The sequence below is a fragment of the Pseudomonas sp. R3-56 genome, from assembly GCF_051132075.1.
Classification (GTDB): Bacteria; Pseudomonadota; Gammaproteobacteria; order Pseudomonadales; family Pseudomonadaceae; genus Aquipseudomonas.
In genome coordinates this window covers 5,162,385-5,180,817 of sequence record NZ_CP071657.1, presented here as the reverse complement: position 1 = coordinate 5,180,817, position 18,433 = coordinate 5,162,385, and the positions used below count along the sequence as shown (strand labels likewise).

Annotated in this window: 19 protein-coding genes; 7 read left to right on the top strand and 12 right to left on the bottom strand. The window is 61.4% G+C overall.

Annotated elements, in window-relative coordinates; all coding sequences use genetic code 11:
- Positions 1-87: 87 nt before the first annotated feature.
- The 3 genes from J3P96_RS23600 to cysN all read left to right on the top strand — a co-directional run bounded on the left by J3P96_RS23600 (position 88) and on the right by cysN (position 3,942).
- A complete protein-coding gene (locus J3P96_RS23600) occupies positions 88-846 on the top strand; it encodes a Nif3-like dinuclear metal center hexameric protein (protein WP_434653665.1) in 759 nt (252 codons plus the stop codon).
- Between the two features lie 270 nt (positions 847-1,116).
- On the top strand, positions 1,117-2,034 hold the full coding sequence (gene cysD / locus J3P96_RS23595) for a sulfate adenylyltransferase subunit CysD (protein ID WP_007912374.1): 918 nt from the start codon (positions 1,117-1,119) through the stop codon (positions 2,032-2,034).
- Positions 2,035-2,043: 9 nt separating this feature from the next.
- On the top strand, positions 2,044-3,942 hold the full coding sequence (gene cysN / locus J3P96_RS23590) for a sulfate adenylyltransferase subunit CysN (RefSeq protein WP_434653664.1): 1,899 nt from the start codon (positions 2,044-2,046) through the stop codon (positions 3,940-3,942).
- Positions 3,943-4,109: 167 nt separating this feature from the next.
- Here the strand turns inward: cysN and J3P96_RS23585 are convergent, their stop codons facing one another.
- The 3 genes from J3P96_RS23585 to J3P96_RS23575 are packed head-to-tail and all read right to left on the bottom strand — an operon-like array spanning position 4,110 to position 7,517.
- Entirely contained in the window at positions 4,110-5,018 is a 909-nt protein-coding gene (locus tag J3P96_RS23585; protein WP_434653663.1) for an acyltransferase, read from the bottom strand.
- On the bottom strand, positions 5,019-7,118 hold the full coding sequence (gene pta, locus J3P96_RS23580; RefSeq protein WP_305496764.1) for a phosphate acetyltransferase: 2,100 nt from the start codon (positions 7,116-7,118) through the stop codon (positions 5,019-5,021).
- 60 nt (positions 7,119-7,178) lie between these two features.
- Positions 7,179-7,517, bottom strand: coding sequence for a DUF3565 domain-containing protein (locus J3P96_RS23575; protein WP_434653662.1), 339 nt, complete (start codon positions 7,515-7,517; stop codon positions 7,179-7,181).
- Here J3P96_RS23575 and J3P96_RS23570 point away from each other — a divergent pair.
- The 3 genes from J3P96_RS23570 to J3P96_RS23560 all read left to right on the top strand — a co-directional run bounded on the left by J3P96_RS23570 (position 7,486) and on the right by J3P96_RS23560 (position 9,982).
- Entirely contained in the window at positions 7,486-7,971 is a 486-nt protein-coding gene (locus tag J3P96_RS23570; RefSeq protein WP_305496761.1) for an FKBP-type peptidyl-prolyl cis-trans isomerase, read from the top strand. The genes J3P96_RS23575 and J3P96_RS23570 overlap by 32 nt on opposite strands.
- Before the next feature lie 115 nt (positions 7,972-8,086).
- Positions 8,087-8,569: a glutathione peroxidase gene (locus tag J3P96_RS23565; protein WP_434653661.1), complete on the top strand. Its 483-nt coding sequence runs from the start codon at positions 8,087-8,089 to the stop codon at positions 8,567-8,569.
- Positions 8,570-8,878: 309 nt separating this feature from the next.
- Positions 8,879-9,982 carry an NADH:flavin oxidoreductase gene (locus J3P96_RS23560; protein ID WP_434653660.1) on the top strand — a complete coding sequence of 368 codons (1,104 nt, stop codon included), beginning with the start codon at positions 8,879-8,881 and terminating at the stop codon, positions 9,980-9,982.
- 128 nt (positions 9,983-10,110) lie between these two features.
- On the opposite strand, the gene J3P96_RS23555 is transcribed toward J3P96_RS23560, so the two are convergent.
- On the bottom strand, positions 10,111-11,310 hold the full coding sequence (locus J3P96_RS23555) for a glycosyltransferase family 4 protein (RefSeq protein WP_434653659.1): 1,200 nt from the start codon (positions 11,308-11,310) through the stop codon (positions 10,111-10,113).
- A 39-nt stretch (positions 11,311-11,349) separates the two neighbouring features.
- Entirely contained in the window at positions 11,350-12,108 is a 759-nt protein-coding gene (gene cysZ / locus J3P96_RS23550; RefSeq protein WP_434653658.1) for a sulfate transporter CysZ, read from the bottom strand.
- 311 nt (positions 12,109-12,419) lie between these two features.
- Between cysZ and trxB the strand changes: the two genes are divergently transcribed.
- Positions 12,420-13,382, top strand: a complete 963-nt coding sequence (gene trxB, locus J3P96_RS23545) for a thioredoxin-disulfide reductase (protein ID WP_212799028.1) — start codon at positions 12,420-12,422, stop codon at positions 13,380-13,382.
- Positions 13,383-13,578: 196 nt separating this feature from the next.
- Here trxB and J3P96_RS23540 read toward each other — a convergent pair whose 3' ends face one another.
- From J3P96_RS23540 to J3P96_RS23510, 7 genes are all read right to left on the bottom strand, one after another.
- Positions 13,579-14,829 (bottom strand): 2-aminoadipate transaminase, encoded by a 1,251-nt coding sequence (locus tag J3P96_RS23540; protein ID WP_434653657.1) that lies wholly within the window; start codon positions 14,827-14,829, stop codon positions 13,579-13,581.
- 289 nt (positions 14,830-15,118) lie between these two features.
- A complete protein-coding gene (locus tag J3P96_RS23535) occupies positions 15,119-15,457 on the bottom strand; it encodes a HopJ type III effector protein (protein ID WP_434653656.1) in 339 nt (112 codons plus the stop codon).
- Positions 15,450-15,746, bottom strand: a complete 297-nt coding sequence (locus J3P96_RS23530; RefSeq protein ID WP_434602842.1) for a DUF1244 domain-containing protein — start codon at positions 15,744-15,746, stop codon at positions 15,450-15,452. Before J3P96_RS23530 ends, J3P96_RS23535 begins: the two co-directional genes overlap by 8 nt.
- Positions 15,747-15,843: 97 nt before the next feature.
- Entirely contained in the window at positions 15,844-16,224 is a 381-nt protein-coding gene (folX, locus tag J3P96_RS23525; RefSeq protein ID WP_014340149.1) for a dihydroneopterin triphosphate 2'-epimerase, read from the bottom strand.
- Positions 16,225-16,782, bottom strand: a complete 558-nt coding sequence (gene folE / locus J3P96_RS23520; RefSeq protein WP_434569779.1) for a GTP cyclohydrolase I FolE — start codon at positions 16,780-16,782, stop codon at positions 16,225-16,227.
- A 20-nt stretch (positions 16,783-16,802) separates the two neighbouring features.
- The gene (gene folM / locus J3P96_RS23515; RefSeq protein WP_434653655.1) at positions 16,803-17,507 is read right to left on the bottom strand and encodes a dihydromonapterin reductase; all 705 of its coding nucleotides are present in this window, start codon (positions 17,505-17,507) and stop codon (positions 16,803-16,805) included.
- A 201-nt stretch (positions 17,508-17,708) separates the two neighbouring features.
- Entirely contained in the window at positions 17,709-18,269 is a 561-nt protein-coding gene (locus J3P96_RS23510) for an antibiotic biosynthesis monooxygenase (RefSeq protein ID WP_434653654.1), read from the bottom strand.
- Between the last annotated feature and the right edge of the window lie 164 nt (positions 18,270-18,433).

Sequence of the window (18,433 nt, the reverse complement as noted above, 5' to 3'; positions counted from 1 at the left end):
GGTTGCAGGCGGAATGGGACCGCCCATAATGTCGCGCATTATACGAGGCCGCGCACGCCTCTGAACGGGATATTTAGGAGTCTTTTTATGGCCGTAGCCCTGAGCACCCTAGTTGAAGAAGCGGACCGATACCTGGCAAGCAGCCGGGTCGCCGATTACTGCCCCAATGGCTTGCAGGTCGAGGGCGCGCCGCAGGTGATGCGCATCGTCAGCGGCGTGACCGCCAGCCAGGCGCTGCTCGACGCCGCCGTGGAGGCCAGCGCCGACCTGGTGCTGGTGCATCATGGTTATTTCTGGAAGGGTGAGAACCCGTGCATCACCGGCATGAAGCAGCGGCGCCTGAAAACGCTGCTCAAGCACGACATCAGTCTCCTGGCCTACCACTTGCCGCTGGATCTGCACCCCGAGGTGGGCAACAACGTGCAACTGGCCCGGCAGCTGGACATCACCGTCGAGGGGCCGCTGGATCCGGAGAACCCGAAAATCGTCGGCCTGGTCGGCTCCTTGTCCGAGCCGATGACGCCCCGGGATTTCGCCCGCAAGGTCCAGGAAGTGATGGGGCGCGAGCCGTTGTTGATCGAAGGCGAGCAGATGATCCGCCGGGTGGGCTGGTGCACCGGCGGCGGCCAGGGCTACATTGATCAGGCGGTACTCGCCGGGGTTGACCTGTATCTCAGCGGCGAAGCGTCGGAGCAGACCTTCCACAGCGCCCGGGAGAACGGCATCAGCTTCATTGCTGCCGGGCATCATGCGACCGAGCGCTACGGCGTCCAGGCGCTGGGTGACTATCTGGCGCGACGCTTCGCCTTGGAGCACATCTTCATCGATTGCCCGAATCCGATCTGACTGTTTATATCCCTGTGGGGAGTTGTAGCCCCTGTGGGAGCGAGCTTGCTCGCGATAGCGGCGGATCAGTCGACATTAATGTAGCTGACACTCCGTCATCGCGAGCAAGCTCGCTCCCACAGAAAAGCATGTGCGGGGCCCGAACCACTGGGCATATCCATATGCTGTTTCGATCTAGTTGGCGCCCTGATTAGAAGAGGTCGCTGTGCTAGGATTCCCCGCTCGAACACGGCCCGCTGGCCGTTCATAAGAAAGCTTTCGTGAGTAGCCATGGTCGACAAACTGACGCATCTGAAACAGCTGGAGGCGGAAAGCATCCACATCATCCGCGAGGTGGCCGCCGAGTTCGATAACCCGGTGATGCTGTACTCCATCGGTAAAGACTCCGCCGTGATGCTGCACCTGGCACGCAAGGCGTTTTTCCCCGGCAAGCTGCCGTTTCCGGTGATGCACGTCGACACCCGCTGGAAATTCCAGGAGATGTACAAGTTCCGCGACAAGATGGTCGAAGAACTGGGCCTGGACCTGATCACCCACATCAACCCGGACGGCGTCGCGCAGAACATCAACCCGTTCACCCACGGTAGCGCCAAGCACACCGACATCATGAAGACCGAGGGCCTGAAGCAGGCGCTCGACAAGCATGGTTTCGACGCTGCATTCGGCGGCGCCCGTCGCGATGAAGAGAAGTCCCGCGCCAAGGAGCGCGTCTACTCGTTCCGCGACAGCAAGCACCGCTGGGACCCGAAGAACCAGCGCCCCGAGCTGTGGAACGTCTATAACGGCAAGGTCAATAAGGGCGAGTCGATCCGCGTCTTCCCGCTGTCGAACTGGACCGAGCTGGACATCTGGCAGTACATCTACCTCGAAGGCATCCCGATCGTGCCGTTGTACTTTGCCGCCGAGCGTGAAGTGATCGAGAAGAACGGCACGCTGATCATGATCGACGACGAGCGCATCCTCGAGCACTTGTCCGACGAAGACAAGGCGCGCATCGTCAAGAAGAAAGTGCGTTTCCGTACCCTTGGCTGCTACCCGTTGACGGGCGCGGTGGAGTCCGAGGCGGAAAGCCTGACGGACATCATTCAGGAAATGCTCCTGACGCGAACTTCCGAGCGCCAGGGCCGGGTCATCGACCACGATGGCGCAGGCTCGATGGAAGACAAGAAACGTCAGGGTTATTTCTAAGGGGTTGTCATGTCGCACGTATCTGATTTGATCAGCGAGGACATCCTCGCCTACCTGGGCCAGCACGAACGTAAAGAGCTGCTGCGCTTTTTGACTTGCGGTAACGTCGACGACGGCAAGAGCACCCTGATCGGGCGCCTGCTGCACGACTCGAAGATGATCTACGAAGATCATCTGGAAGCGATCACTCGCGATTCGAAGAAAGTCGGCACCACCGGTGACGACATCGACCTGGCGCTGCTGGTCGACGGCCTGCAGGCCGAGCGCGAGCAAGGCATCACCATTGATGTCGCCTACCGCTATTTCTCCACCGCCAAGCGTAAATTCATCATCGCCGACACGCCCGGCCATGAGCAGTACACCCGCAACATGGCCACCGGTGCCTCCACCTGTGACCTGGCGATCATCCTGGTGGATGCCCGCTACGGCGTGCAGACCCAGACCCGTCGCCACAGCTTCATCGCCTCGTTGCTGGGCATCAAGCACATCGTCGTGGCCATCAACAAGATGGACCTCAAGGACTTCGACCAGGGCGTATTCGAGTCGATCAAGGCCGACTACCTGAAGTTCGCCGAAGGCTTGAAGATGAAGCCCACCAGCATGCACTTCGTGCCGATGTCTGCGCTCAAGGGCGACAACGTGGTGAACAGGTCCGAGCGTTCGCCGTGGTACACCGGCCAGTCGCTGATGGAAATTCTCGAGACCGTGGAAGTGGCGGGCGACCGCAATTTCACCGACCTGCGTTTCCCGGTGCAGTACGTCAACCGTCCGAACCTGAACTTCCGCGGTTTCGCCGGCACCCTTGCCAGCGGCATCGTGCACAAAGGCGACGAAGTCGTGGTGCTGCCGTCGGGCAAGAGCAGCCGCGTGAAATCCATCGTCACCTTCGAGGGCGAGCTGGAACACGCCGGCCCAGGCCAGGCTGTGACGTTGACCATGGAAGACGAGATCGATATCTCCCGTGGCGACCTGCTGGTACACGCCGACAACGTTCCGCCGGTGACCGACAGCTTCGAAGCGATGCTGGTATGGATGGCCGAAGAGCCGATGCTGCCGGGCAAGAAGTACGACATCAAGCGCGCCACCAGTTACGTGCCCGGCTCGATTGCCAGCATCGTCAACAAGGTCGATGTGAACACCCTTGAAGAAGGCCCGGCCAGCGCATTGCAGCTCAACGAAATCGGCAAGGTGAAGATCGCCCTGGATGCGCCGATCGCCCTGGACGGCTACGAGAGCAACCGCACCACCGGCGCCTTCATCATCATCGACCGCCTGACCAACGGCACCGTCGGTGCCGGCATGATCGTCGCCCAGCCGCTGGCTCACGGCAGCAGCACGCACCATGGCAAACTGGCCCATGTGTCGGTGGAAGAACGCACCCAGCGCTTCGGCCAGCAGCCGGCCACCGTGTTGTTCAGCGGTCTGTCGGGGGCGGGCAAGAGCACGCTGGCCTATGCGGTAGAGCGCAAGCTGTTCGACATGGGTCGCGCGGTGTTCGTGCTCGATGGTCAGAACCTGCGCCAGGACTTGAACAAAGGCCTGCCGCAGGACCGTGCCGGGCGCACCGAGAACTGGCGTCGTGCGGCTCATGTGGCCCGTCAGTTCAACGAAGCGGGCCTGTTGACCCTGGCCGCGTTCGTTGCGCCGAGTGCCGAAGGGCGTGAGCAGGCCAAGGACCTGATCGGCCGCGAGCGCCTGCTGACAGTCTACGTCCAGGCCTCGCCGACGGTGTGCGCCCAGCGTGATCCGCAAGGGTTGTACGCCGCCGCCGGCGACAACATCCCGGGCGAGTCCTTCCCGTACGACGTGCCGCTGGATGCTGATCTTGTGATCGACACCCAGTCGCTGACCCTGGAAGAGAGCGTAAAGCAGGTGCTGGATCTGCTGCGCAAGCGAGGGGCGATCTAAGCCTCGGCGCTGTAACTAAAAAGCCCGCAGATGAGTGATCATCCGCGGGCTTTTTTGTTGTCTGGAAAATTGCTATCGCGAGCAAGCCCGCTCCCACAGTAGATTCGTGGCGCTCACACATACCCTGTGGGAGCGAGCTTGCTCGCGATGAGGCCTGTACAGTCACCTCAAGACTTGGCGGGATACTCGCGATGCATCTGCTCAAGCAGCGCATCCTTGTCTTGCCACAACTGATTGATCCAACCCTGGAATTCCAGGCGATACTCCCCATCCTGGTCGTAGCTTTTGCCGATGAACTGCGGTGGGATCCTCAACTCCTGGAAATGCACCACCACCTCGCCAACGTTGCCGCAGAGCAAATCCCAATAGCCCGGACGACCGCCCGGATAATGGATCGTCACGTTGATGATCGACTCCAGTTGCTCGCCCATCGCATCAAGCACAAACGCGATGCCGCCGGCCTTGGGCTTGAGCAGGTAGCGAAACGGTGATTGTTGCTGGGCATGCTTACCCTCGGTGAAGCGCGTGCCTTCGACGAAATTGAAGATGCCCACGGGGTTGTTGCGAAACTTCGCGCAGGTCTTGCGGGTGGTTTCCAGGTCCTTGCCTTTCTTCTCCGGATGCTTTTCCAGATACGCCTTGGAATAACGCTTCATGAACGGAAACCCCAGCGCCCACCAGGCCAGGCCGATCACCGGCACCCAGATCAGCTCCTGCTTGAGAAAGAACTTCAATGGGCGGATGCGTCGGTTCAGCACGTATTGCAGCACCATGATGTCGACCCAGCTCTGGTGGTTGCTGGTGATCAGGTACGAGTGCTGGTAGTCCAGGCCTTCCAGGCCGCTGAGGTGCCAGCGGGTAGGGCGTACCAGGTTCATCCAGGCCTTGTTGTTACTGATCCAGGCTTCGTGGATGTGGCTCATCAGCCAGTCGGTGAAACGCTGGGCGGCGGGGAAGGGCAGCAACAGCTTGAAGATCGCCACGACGAACAGCGGCGTACAGCAGGCGATGGTGTTCAGCGCCAACAGCAGCGAGGCAATGACGCCGCGCACGGGGGCAGGCAGGAAATCCAGCATTTAAATGTCCAGAGGTCGGTTGGCGGCTTGGATCGCTGTCAGGGCGATGGTGTACACGATGTCATCGACCTGGGCGCCGCGCGGCAGATCGTTCACCGGTTTGCGCAGGCCTTGCAGCATCGGCCCGAGGCTGACGCAGTCGGCGCTGCGCTGCACGGCCTTGTGGGTGGTGTTGCCGGTGTTCAGGTCCGGGAAAATGAACACCGTGGCGCGGCCGGCTACCTGGCTGTTGGGCGCCAATTGCCGGGCCACGGCCTCGTTGGCGGCGGCGTCGTATTGCAACGGGCCGTCGATCAGCAAGCCATGTTGTGCCTCGTGGGCCAGCAGGGTGGCTTCGCGGACCTTCTCCACTTCTTCACCGCTGGCCGATTCGCCGCTGGAATAGCTGAGCATCGCCACCCGTGGCGTGATGCCGAACGCTGCGGCTGAGTCGGCGCTTTGCAGGGCGATTTCGGCCAGCTCTGCTGCGCTGGGGTGCGGGTTCATCACGCAGTCGCCGTAGACCAGCACTTCCTCGGGAAACAGCATGAAAAATACCGAGGACACCAGCGAACAGCCGGGTGCGGTCTTGATCAGTTGCAACGCCGGGCGAATGGTATTGGCGGTGGAGTGGATGACCCCCGAGACAAGCCCGTCGACTTCATCCAGCGCCAGCATCATGGTGCCGATCACCACGGTGTCTTCCAGTTGCTGCTCGGCCATCGGTGCGTTCAGGCTCTTGCTTTTGCGCAGCCGCACCATGGGTTCCACGTAGCGCTCGCGGATCGTATCCGGGTCGAGAATCTCCAACCCAGGCGGCAGTTCGATGCCTTGGGCGCGGGCCACCGCTTCGACGTCGGCCGGCTTGGCCAGCAGCACGCAACGGGCGATGCCTCGGGCCTGGCAAATCGCCGCCGCCTGTACGGTCAGCGGTTCGCTGCCTTCGGGCAAGACGATGCGCTTGTTGGCGGCCTGGGCGCGCTGGATCAGTTGGTAGCGGAACACCGCCGGCGACAGGCGCATTTCCCGGGGCGTGCCGCAGCGTTGGTGCAGCCAGTTGGCGTCGAGGTGACTGGCAACAAAATCGGTGATGATCTCCGCGCGTTCGCGGTCATCGATGGGGATTTCCTTGTTCAGGCTGTTGAGCAGGTTGGCGGTGTCGTAGGAGCCGGTACTCACCGACAGCACCGGCAACCCCGCCTGCAAGGCGCCTCGGCACAAGTCCATGATGCGCGGGTCGGGCAGGGTGTCGCTGGTCAGCAGCAGGCCGGCCAGCGGCACGCCGTTGATCGCCGCCAGGCTCACAGCCAGGATGATGTCATCGCGATCGCCCGGGGTGACCACCAGTACGCCGGGCTTGAGCAGCTCCACCGTGTTGCGCATGGTGCGGGCGCAGATGATGATGTTGCTCATGCGCCGGGTTTCGTAATCGCCGGCGTTGAGCACCTGCGCGCCCATCAGGTCGGCCACGTCGCGGGTGCGCGGGGCGTTGAGTTCGGGGCGAAAAGGGATGCAGCCGAGCAGGCGGAAGTCGCCGCTGCGCAGCAGGGGCGAGTGCTCCTTGAGCCGTGCTGAAAACGCTTCCATGCTTTCGTCGGTGCGCACCTTGTTGAGGATCACGCCGAGGACCTTCGGATCTTTCGGCCCGCCGAACAGTTGCGCCTGCAACTCGACACGACCGGACAGTTCGGTCAGCACTTCGTTTTCCGGCGCCGACACCAGGATCACCTCGGCGTCCAGGCTCTTGGCCAGGTGCAGGTTGACCCGGGCGGCGTAGCTGGCGCTGCGGGTCGGGACCATGCCCTCGACGACCAGCACGTCCTTGCCGATCGCGGCCTGTTGATAGAGCGTGATGATTTCTTCCAGCAACTCATCGAGCTGGCCATCGCCGAGCATGCGCTCCACATGGGCCAGGCCCAGTGGTTGCGGCGGCTTGAGGCCGTGGGTACGGGCCACCAGTTCGGTGGAGCGTTCCGGGCCGGTATCGCCAGGGTGGGGCTGGGCGATGGGTTTGAAAAAGCCGACTTTCAGCCCGGCCCGTTCGAGGGTACGCACCAGCCCGAGGCTGATGGAGGTCAGACCCACACCAAAGTCGGTGGGCGCGATAAAAAAAGTCTGCATGCGGATTCTCTAGAGGGGCATGGCAAGGCTGCAGCCTATGACTGGCTGTCTACCGTCAATTCAGTCGCCAAGGTTAGCGCTAACCGGGCCTTGAGCGCACCAGCCGCAATCAAAGGTCTGGCCTATTTTTTCAGTACGTTGCGCCGGGTCCAGCACCCAGGCTCGGGATTGCCACGGTGGCTGGTGGCGCAGGTGCTGGGTGTGGCCGCAGGACAGCTCGGCCACCCAGTGCCGGTCCTCATCCTGATGGAAACCGGTGACCGTTGGTCTGTTCGAGCTAGCCCGTTTGTCCGGGTTCCGTTCGCTTTCGGGCAAATCCTTGTTTAGACTTGTCCGTTCTTCATTCTTATGCAAAAGGTCTCGCCCCATGCTGATCGCCGCCAATAAGGCTGTCTCCATCGACTATACCCTGACCAACGACGCTGGTGAGGTCATCGACAGCTCCGCCGGCGGCGCTCCGCTGGTCTACCTGCATGGCGCAGGCAACATCATCCCGGGCCTGGAAAAAGCCCTGGAAGGCAAAACCACCGGTGACGAGCTGAAAGTGGCCGTTGAGCCGGAAGACGCTTATGGCGAATATTCCGCCGAACTGGTCAGCACCCTGAGCCGCAGCATGTTCGAAGGCGTGGATGAGCTGGAAGTGGGCATGCAGTTCCACGCTTCGGCGCCTGATGGCCAGATGCAGATCGTCACTATCCGTGACCTCGACGGCGACGACGTGACTGTCGACGGCAACCACCCGTTGGCCGGTCAGCGCTTGAACTTCCAGGTCAAGATCGTCGACATCCGTGATGCCAGCCAGGAAGAAATCGCCCATGGCCACGTCCATGGTGAAGGCGGCCATCAGCACTGATTTCTGCGCTACGCTCAAGTTGACTGGAGAGGCGCCCTATGGCGCCTTTTTAGTAGCTAGCTGTTAGCATCGCCCATGGCTGTTTTGAAAAGATCCGCAAACCCTGGAGTTCGTCATGAGTGCTTTCCACGACCTTAAACTGCAAGCCCTGGATGGTCAGGAGCTTCCCCTCGCGCCATTCAAGGGCCAAGTCGTGCTGGTGGTCAACGTCGCCTCCAAATGTGGCCTGACGCCTCAGTACGCGGCGCTGGAAAATCTTTATCAGCAATACAAGGACAAGGGGTTCAGCGTGCTGGGCCTGCCCTGTAATCAGTTCGCCGGCCAGGAGCCTGGGACCGAGCAGGAGATCCAGGAATTCTGCAGCCTCAATTACGGCGTGACGTTTCCGCTGTCGAGCAAGCTGGAAGTGAACGGCCACGACCGTCACCAGCTGTACCGTCTGTTGGCGGGTGAAGGTGCCGAGTTTCCCGGGGACATCACCTGGAACTTCGAAAAATTCCTGCTCGGCAAGGACGGCCGGGTGCTGGCGCGTTTCTCGCCGCGCACGTCGCCGGATGATCCTTCGGTGATCCAGGCGATTGAAAAAGCGCTGAGCTAAACCATCCGCTGAACTTTTGTGGCGAGGGGATTTATCCCCGTTGGGCTGCGGAGCAGCCCTAAAATCTGATGCCTCGGTGTGTCAGCTTATCAAGTCGCTTGCCCTTGGGGCTGCTGCGCAGTCCAGCGGGGATAAATCCCCTCGCCACAGGTTATGCGCTCGGCTTGCATCAGGTTGAGCTCTCCAATGTCGATCTTCGCGGCCTTCTGATCCTTAATCACTCCAATCAATAGTGCTACCCAGCGCTGTGCATGCCCCATATTATCGTCGTCATATCCGATCTGTGACCTCGTTTTCATGGAGTGCCCCATGCCTGTAAAAGCCCTGTTCAAACCCTTTCATCTCGGCGCGCTGGAACTGCCGACCCGGGTCGTGATGGCGCCGATGACGCGCTCCTTTTCGCCAGGCGGAGTGCCGAACTCCAAGGTGATCGAGTATTACCGTCGTCGCGCGGCGGCCGGGGTCGGCCTGATCATCACCGAGGGCACCACGGTTGGCCACCGGGCGTCCAATGGCTATCCGAACGTACCGCACTTCTACGGCGACGCCGCGCTGGCCGGCTGGAAAAAAGTGGTCGATGCCGTGCACGCCGAAGGCGGCAAGATTGTTCCGCAACTGTGGCATGTGGGCAACGTGCGGCGCCTCGGCACCGAGCCGGATGGCGCCGTGCCGGGCTACGGCCCGACTGAAAAACTCAAGGACGGCCAGGTCGTGGTCCATGGCATGACCCAGACGGACATCGACGAGGTCATTGCGGCATTCGCCCAAGCGGCAAAAGACGCCCAGAGCATTGGCATGGACGGGGTGGAAATCCACGGTGCCCACGGCTACCTGGTGGACCAGTTTTTCTGGGAAGGCAGTAACCAGCGCACCGACGGTTATGGCGGCAGCCTGGCCAACCGTTCGCGCTTCGCGATCGAGCTGATTCGCGCGGTGCGGGCTGCGGTAGGTGAGGGCTTCCCGATCATTTTCCGTTTTTCCCAATGGAAACAGCAGGACTACACCGCGCGTCTGGTGCAGACGCCCGAAGCGCTGGGAGAATTCCTCAAGCCCCTGGCGGATGCCGGCGTGGATATCTTCCACTGTTCTACGCGTCGCTTCTGGGAGCCGGAATTCGAAGGCTCGGACCTGAACCTGGCCGGCTGGACCCGCAAGCTCACGGGCAAGCCCACCATTACCGTCGGCAGCGTCGGCCTTGATGGTGAGTTCCTGCAATTTATGGTGAACACCGACAAGGTTGCGCAACCGGCCAGCCTGGAAAATCTGCTCGAGCGCCTGAACAAGGAGGAGTTCGATCTGGTGGCGGTGGGGCGCGCGCTGCTGGTGGATCCGGACTGGGCGCAAAAAGTGCGGGAAGGGCGCGAACAGGAGATTCTGCCGTTCAGCCGCGAGGCGTTGATGACCTTGGTTTGAGTGGCGCCTGCCTTCGCGAGCAGGCTCGCTCCCACATCCGATCCTCAGTGAACATACATCTTATGTTTGCCCGAGATCCAATGTGGGAGCGAGCCTGCTCGCGAAGGCGATTTCAAAATCACCGAAGCTCAACGCACCGTCGGCGCCGCAGGCAGCACCTGCTCACCCACACAAACCCCGCGTAACTGCGCCTCGAACTGCTCGATCACCGATGCCCAGCCCTGGCGACTGGCATGCTGGCGCGCATTGAGCCGCACACAACGCAAGGCCTCGCGCTCTTCCAGCAGCCAGCGGGCCGCGTCGCAAAAAGCCTCTTCATCCCCTGGCATCGCCAGCACGCCGTTATAGCCGTGACGGATGTGCTGCGCCGCCGCAGCTTGATCGTAGGCCACCACGCCCAGCCCCGAGGCAAGTGCTTCGAGCACGACGTTGCCAAAGGTTTCGGTCAGGCTCGGAAAGACAAACACGTCCCCGGACGCATAATGCGCAGCCAGCGCTTCGCCACGCTGTGCGCCGCAAAAGATCGCCTCGGGCAATAGCTGTTCGAGGGCGGGCCGCTGCGGGCCGTCGCCGACTATCACCAGTCTGATTCGCCGTGCCGGGAAGGCGCTACTCAGCGTGTCGAAACTGCGCTTGAGCAGCCCGAGGTTTTTCTCCGGCGCCAGGCGTCCGACATGGATGACTGCAATGTCGTCCTCGCCCAGGCCCCACGTTTCACGAAGGTCTGTGGAGCGTTTGGCTGGATGGAACAATTGGCTGTCCACGCCGCGGGACAGCAACGCCACGCGTTCGAAATGCCGGCGTTCCAGCTCCAGGCGCTGGCTGAGGCTGGGCACCAGCGTCAGGCTGGAGCGGTTGTGGAACCAGCGCAGGTAATGGGTCAGCCCGCGGCTTAGCAAGCCGAGGCCATATTGCTGGGTGTACTGCTGGAAATTGGTATGGAAGCCGCTGACCACCGAAATTCCCAGGCGCCGTGCTGCTCGTAGCGCGGACAAGCCCAGCGGGCCTTCCGTGGCGATATACAGCACGTCCGGGCGATGACGTTTCCAGCGCCTGAGCAACTTGTGCATCGACGCCTGCCCCCATTGCAGCCCCGGATACCCGGGCAAAGGCCAGCCCCGGCATAGCAGCAACTGCTCGTCACTGGCCAGGCCGTGGTCCCCGGCCTGGCGGGGGCGGATCAGTTCCACCCGGTGCCCGCGGGCACGCAAGCCGTCGTAGAGACGACCCAGGGTGTTGGCTACGCCATTGATTTCCGGCGCAAAGGTTTCGGTGACGAGGGTAACGTGCAGGAGTGTGGTCATGACCCCAGTGTCGACCGGGGCCATTTCGTCATTGTGACGCCAGGATGATGGATTTGTGACGGCTCAGCCCTGACGGGCCAAAGCGGTCTCGGCACCTTGTTCGCGCACCCAGAACAGCGTCGCCCCGGCCACCGCCGCCGGCATCATCAAAATGTTCACGAAGGGGATCAGCAACACCAGGTAAACGCTGCCGCCGAAGCCCAGGCTCTGCCAGCGTTTTTCCCGCAGCCAGGCGAGCATCTCTTTCCAACCCAGTTTGTGGTTGTCCGCCGGGTAGTCGATGTACTGGATCGCCATCATCCAGATGCCGAACAGCAGCCACAGCGGTGCGGCGACGATATTGATCACCGGGATGAATGACAGCACGAACAGCCCCAGGGCCCGGGGCAGGAAATAGCCGAGCTTGCGCGCTTCCCGGGCCAGGGTACGCGGGATCATCGCAACCAGCTCGCCCCAACTGAACGCGGGGAAATCATCGGTGCCGCGAACCACTACCTCGACTTTCTCGGCGAGAAAGCCATTGAAGGGCGCCGCAATGATATTGGCGAGCATGGTGAAGCTGAAAAACACCATCAGTACGACAAGGACGACGAACAATGGCCAGAGCACGTAACTGAGAAAGCTCAGCCAATCGGGCAACGACGGCATCAGTGTGTCGACCCACAGGCTGAACTGGTGACCGGCGAGGTAGATCAGCCCGACGAACAACACCAGATTGATCGCCAGCGGCAACAAGACAAACAGGCGCAGGCTTGGGCTCAGGACCAGTTTGAGTCCTTCTCGCAAATATTGCGGGCCGGACAGGACAGGGGCGGCGGGCATAGGTGGCTCCGAGGGTAGGTGGACGCGCCGACCTTACCGGCTTTGCCCGATGCGCGAAAGCCACGACACTGTGTGTAACAAAGGTTTAGCGCAGGATCGCAGCTATCGGGAGCGCTGCCGCGGATAGAGCTCACCTATGAGCTGGATTGTTAAACCGTATTTCCTTAATCTTCGCTCCCTCGATACGCTGCACCCAATCTTTTTCAGGACTGTCGAACCCAAGCCTTCCCCAAGTGCATCCGCAGTCCTTTTTTATTCCCGCCGCATAGCCGGCGTTCCGGGCCGCAGGGTCCGGTCAACAGGAGCAGGTCATGTCTGAAGTCCGTCATTCGCGAGTGATTATCCTCGGTTCCGGCCCTGCCGGTTACAGCGCCGCGGTCTATGCGGCACGTGCCAACCTCAAGCCGTTGCTGATCACCGGCATGCAGGCCGGCGGTCAGTTGACCACCACCACTGAAGTCGACAACTGGCCGGGTGATGTCCATGGCCTGACCGGTCCGGCCTTGATGGAACGCATGAAGGAACACGCCGAGCGCTTCGAGACCGAGATCGTTTTCGACCACATCAACGCCGTGGATTTCGCCGCCAAGCCCTACACCCTGACCGGCGACAGCGCGACCTACACCTGTGACGCCCTGATCATCGCCACCGGCGCCAGCGCCCGCTACCTGGGCCTGCCATCGGAGGAAGCTTTCATGGGCAAAGGCGTGTCCGCCTGCGCCACCTGCGATGGTTTCTTCTACCGCAACAAGCCGGTCGCCGTGGTCGGTGGCGGCAACACCGCAGTCGAGGAAGCGCTGTACCTGGCCAACATCGCCAGCACGGTCACGCTGATCCACCGTCGCGAAACCTTCCGCGCCGAGAAGATCCTGATCGACAAGCTCAACGCCCGCGTCGCCGAAGGCAAGATCATCCTCAAGCTCAACGCGACCCTGGACGAAGTGCTGGGCGACAACATGGGCGTGACCGGTGCCCGCCTGAAGAACAACGACGGCAGCTTTGACGAGATCAAGGTCGACGGCGTCTTCATCGCCATCGGCCACACGCCGAACACCTCGTTGTTCGAAGGCCAGCTGGAGCTCAAGGACGGCTACCTGGTGGTCAAGGGCGGTCGCGACGGCAACGCCACGGCCACCAGCGTCGAAGGTATCTTCGCGGCCGGCGATGTGGCCGACCACGTCTACCGCCAGGCGATCACCTCGGCCGGCGCCGGTTGCATGGCGGCCCTGGACACCGAGCGTTACCTGGATGGCTTGCAGAACGTTTCGTTCTGATCCATCGGGCAATAAAAAACCGGCTTCGGCCGGTTTTTTTATGCCTGTCACATGACCAACGGGTGGATGCCGAGCCCTTGTGGGAGCGAGCTTGCTCGCGATGACGGTGTGTCAGTCAACATAGATGTTGGCTGACCTGACGCTATCGCGAGCAAGCTCGCTCCCACAGGTTTTTTTGTGGTCAGCGCATTGCATTTCAGGCCAGTTTTGCCAGGCACGCCTCGAGAATATCCAATCCCTCTTCCAGCACCGCCGGCTCGGTCGTCAACGGCGCCAGCAGCCGAATGATGTGCCGGGATTTGCCGCTGGGCATCAGTAGCAAGCCCGAGTCCCGTGCCGCCGCCAACAATTGCGTCAATTGAGCCGACGCCGGGGTGCCATCGGCGTGGGCCAGTTCGATGCCGCGCATGGCGCCGACTCCGGTCAACCGCCCCAGATAGGGGGACAACCCGCGACGGCGCCAGGATTCGTAGCGGCTTACTATGGCCTCCTCCTGGCGTGCGCCCCAGGCCCGCAGGTTCGTGTCGGTCATCTCGTCCAGGGTCGCCAGCGCGGCGGCGCAGGCGATAGGGTTGCCCGAGTAGGTGCCGCCGAGGCCGCCCTTGGGCAGGTTGTCCATCAGGGCCTTGCGTCCCATCACCGCCCCCAGCGGGACACCGCCGGCGATGCTCTTGCCCAGCAGGATCAGGTCCGGTTCGATGCCCAGCCGCGAAAACGCAAAACGTTGGCCGGTACGGCCGAAACCGGACTGGATCTCATCGATGACCAACACGATGCCCTTATCGTCACAGAACTGGCGCAGCGCCTGGGCGAAGGTCACGTCCATCGCCAGGAAACCGGCTTCGCCCTGCACCGGCTCGACGATGAAACAGGCTACGTCGTTTACATCGATCTCGACGCTGAACAGCCGGTCCATGGCTTTCAAGGCTTCGGCACAGGTCACGCCGTTGTCCTGGCTGGGATAGGGCAGGTGATAGACCGGTCCGGGCAGGACCCCGACCTTCTGTTTGTAGGGCGCAACCTTGCCGTTGAGGTTGAGGGTGGCCAGGGTCCGGCCGTGGAAGCCGCCATCAAACGCGATCACGGCGGTGCGCCCCGTGGCGCCGCGGACGATTTTCAAGGCGTTCTCCGCTGCCTCGGCGCCGCTGTTGGTAAGCATGCCGCTAACCGGATAGTCCACCGGGATGAATCTTGCCAGGCGCTCCATCAATTCGAGATAAGGCCGGTGCGGCGCGGCGTTGAACGCATAGTGGGTCAACCGGGTGGCTTGCTCGCGAATCGCCTCGACGACACGCGGATGACAGTGGCCGAGATTCAGCACGCCGATGCCGCCGACAAAATCAATGTAGCGCTTGCCATCCGTGTCCCAGACTTCGGCATTTTTTCCATGGTCGAGGCTGATGGGGTGAACGAAGGAAATCGATTGGCTGATGCTTTCGCGGCTCATGGATGACGGCTCGGAGGAAAAAATATTGCCTTTATCTAAGCCGCGGGGAGAGGTGCCCGGCAAACGAAATAAAGTTGCCGGGTCAATCATAAAAGTCGGGATGTGGATAGTGCGAAGCTTGCCAGAACCGCTTTTGTGGCGAGGGAGCTTGCTCCCGCTGGACTGCGAAGCAGTCCCAAATCAGCAAGTGCGGTGTATCAGTTGCAGCGGGGCGGGGCCAGGGGGCTACTTCGTAGCCCAGCGGGAGCAAGCTCCCTCGCCACGAGAGCTGTTTTCCAGAGTCTTTGAATCAGCGCCGTTGCAGCGGCTGCGCCTCGAACTTCACGCCAGCGAGACCATGGACTATCAACGCGCGGATATTGCCGTGATCGCTGCCCTCGGGCGTGGCCAGCACCGAACGGTAATGCTCGCCAAACGCCAGGAGTGCTTCTTCATCGCTCAAGCCTTCAAGCAACGCCAGACCCAGGGTCTTGCACGAACCTTCGTTCTGCCCGGCGGCGTTCTCGACGCCGCCGTTGTTGAAAGCCCGGTGCTGGTAGTCGTAGCCAGCGGCGACAAAGGCCAGGGTATCGGCGAAAACATGTTCGCCACTGTTGAGGCTGGCGCGGAAGGTGTTCAGGTCAGGCATCGGGAGTTCCTTTGGCAAACGCCGCTTGCTGTTCGGCGCTGGCTTCTTTCTGGTATTGAGCTTTCCATTCGGCATAGGGCATGCCGTAGACGACTTCGCGGGCATCGTCGAGGCTGACCTCGATCTGACGCTCATCGGCGGCAGCCTTGTACCACTTCGACAGGCAGTTGCGGCAGAAACCGGCGAGGTTCATCAGGTCGATGTTCTGCACATCCTTGCGGCTGTCCAGATGGGCAACCAGCCGGCGGAAAGCGGCGGCTTCGAGTTCGAGGCGTTGTTGATCGTTCATGAGGATCTCTGCGAGACAGCTTCAAGCGGCGAGCTTCAAGCTGCAAGTGGGTTTGCGGTGTTCAGGCTTGAAGCTTACCGCTTGAAACTTTTGGCTGCTACGAAGCAGCACGGCTTGCCGCGAGGGTAATCGACACTGACTCGGCGAAGCGCAAGGCGTGCGGCTTGTCGACTTCGACTTCAGCGTACAGCACTGATTCGTTGGCCATGACCAGGTCGAGCAGTTCCTGGGTCAGGCGTTCGAGCAAGGCGAAACGGTTGCCCTCCACATGGGCGATGATTGCCTTGGTGATGGTGCGGTAGTTCAGGGCGTGGTCGATGTCGTTATCGCGCACTGCCTCTTGGGCCGCGTAGAGGATGGTCAGGTTGATCAACACATCCTGCTTGTTGAGGATCTCGTCCTCGTTGATGCCAATGAACGTACGCAGGCGCAGGTCCTTGACCTTGATGCGCGCCATGGCGGGCTGAAGTTGTGGCATTTATTGGCTCCGTCGAATCAATTGCAGGAACTCCTGGCGCGTGGTGCTGGACTCGCGAAAGGCGCCGAGCATCACCGAGGTGTTCATCGTCGAGTTCTGTTTTTCGACACCGCGCATCATCATGCACATGTGCTGGGCTTCTATCACCACCGCAACGCCGGCGGCCTGGGTGACCTGCTGCACCGCGTCAGCGATTTGCCGGGTGAGGTTTTCCTGGATCTGCAGGCGACGGGCGAACATATCCACCAGCCGGGCGATCTTCGACAGCCCCAGGACCTTGCCCGTAGGAATATAAGCCACATGGGCCTTGCCGATGAAGGGCAGCAGGTGATGTTCGCACAATGAATAGAGTTCGATGTCGGCAACGATCACCATTTCATCGCTGTCGGAGGCGAACAGGGCGCCGTTGACGATCTGTTCGATGCTCTGTTCATAGCCATGGCAAAGGTACTGCATGGCCTTCGCGGCCCGCACCGGTGTATCAAGCAGGCCTTCGCGTTCCGGGTCTTCGCCCAGGCCGATCAGGATCTCGCGGTAATGCTCGGGCGACAGGGCCATTGCGCTTCCTCGGAACAGGATTATTTGATGTGCCGCCCACCGTTGACGGTCAGGGTCGTGCCGGTGACGTAGGGGTTGTCCAGCAGATAACGCAGGCTCTGGTAGATCACTTCACTGCCCGGCTCGAAACCCAGCGCGGATTTGGCCAGGGCCTTGGCCCGATAGGCTGCATCGTCGTCGGGATTGAACAGTAGCAGGGCCGGGGCGATACCGTTGACCTTGATGGCGGGTGCGTACTTTGCCGCAAACGACAAGGTCAGGCTCTCGAGCCCGGCCTTGGTGGCGCAATAGGCGATGTGCCGGCTGCTGCCCTTGCGGGTCACGTCATCACTGATGTGCACGATATCGGCCGGCACCGAGCGTTGCAGCAGCTCGGCGCACTGCAGGTTGATCAGGTAAGGCGCGAGCATGTGCACGCCAAACATCGCGCCGAAGGCGGCCGCCTCATCGCCTGGGGTTTCGGCCAGCCAGGCCGAGGCGTTATGCACAATGGCGCGTAGCTGGTCGGTGTGCTGCTTGAGTTGTTCGATGAAGGCGAGGATTCCCGCTTCACTGGAAAAGTCGGCAAACAGCATCGTGGCCCCTGAGTCCCGTAGCGTCTGCACGCCCGGGCGTTCGGTGCGATAGGTGGCGATGACCGGTTGCCCGTCTTCCAGCAACCGACGGGCGCAGTGCAGGCCGACACGCTGGGCTGCGCCGGTGATGAGGATCGGAGCGGTAGGCATGGAGCGGCTCGGTTTGCGGCGGAAGCAAAACTATAACAGTGCCGGATGCCGTGTACCTATTGGCGACCAATTCGGTGGAAGCATTGCTGGATTCCACTGTGGGAGCGAGCCTGCTCGCGAAGGCGTTGGTCCAGCTGGATTCAATCTGGCTGGCAGGCCGCTTTCGCGAGCAGGCTCGCTCCCACACGAAGTCCTGCTGCATTAATGGTTCTGCGTCGCCGGCACTGGTCGTTGCGGTGCGCCGGCGAGCCAGTTCGCCAGCAAGTGGGTCGATAACGGGATAAACAGATAAACCATCAGCGGCGTCAGGATGAGCGTGCTGATCAGCACCCGGCTCAACATGCCCAGTTCAACCAGTAATGGCCCCAGCAGGAAATTGAACAACAACGAAACCGGAAAAAACGCCAGCCAGATAGCCACCGCCTGTTTCCAGCGCGGTGGGCGTTGGTTGACGGCGCCGAACCAGCCGTCGATGCCGCGCACACGGTGTTCTGAGGGATGGGCAAACAGCTCGCTGCCGCGTCCCAGCCAAGCCGTACGCGAGGCCGAATGTTCCCATGCATGCAGGGTCTGCTCATCGGCGAAACGGAAGATGATCTGGAATTCGTCGTCTTCGGGCGGCGGCGCAAGTACGCCTGAGCCCAGGTAGCCGGGGAAGTCGGTCGCCAGTTGCTCGCCTTCGCGCAACCAGGCGATCAGGTCCTGATAGCGGCCATTGGCGACGCGGCGGGCAACCATCAACGTGACGGGTGAGGCAGACATTTTGTATCTCCATGTTACGGTTGCGGCACTCCGGGTAGGAGATTCGCTTGAAGAACGGCCCGAGGGTAAGGGGGCGGCGTTCGATGCCTGAAGGCAAGCAAGGATTATTCCTTGTAGGATAAAAAACTACAAATTCGAATATGGTTCGCCATCTCCCTTGTAAA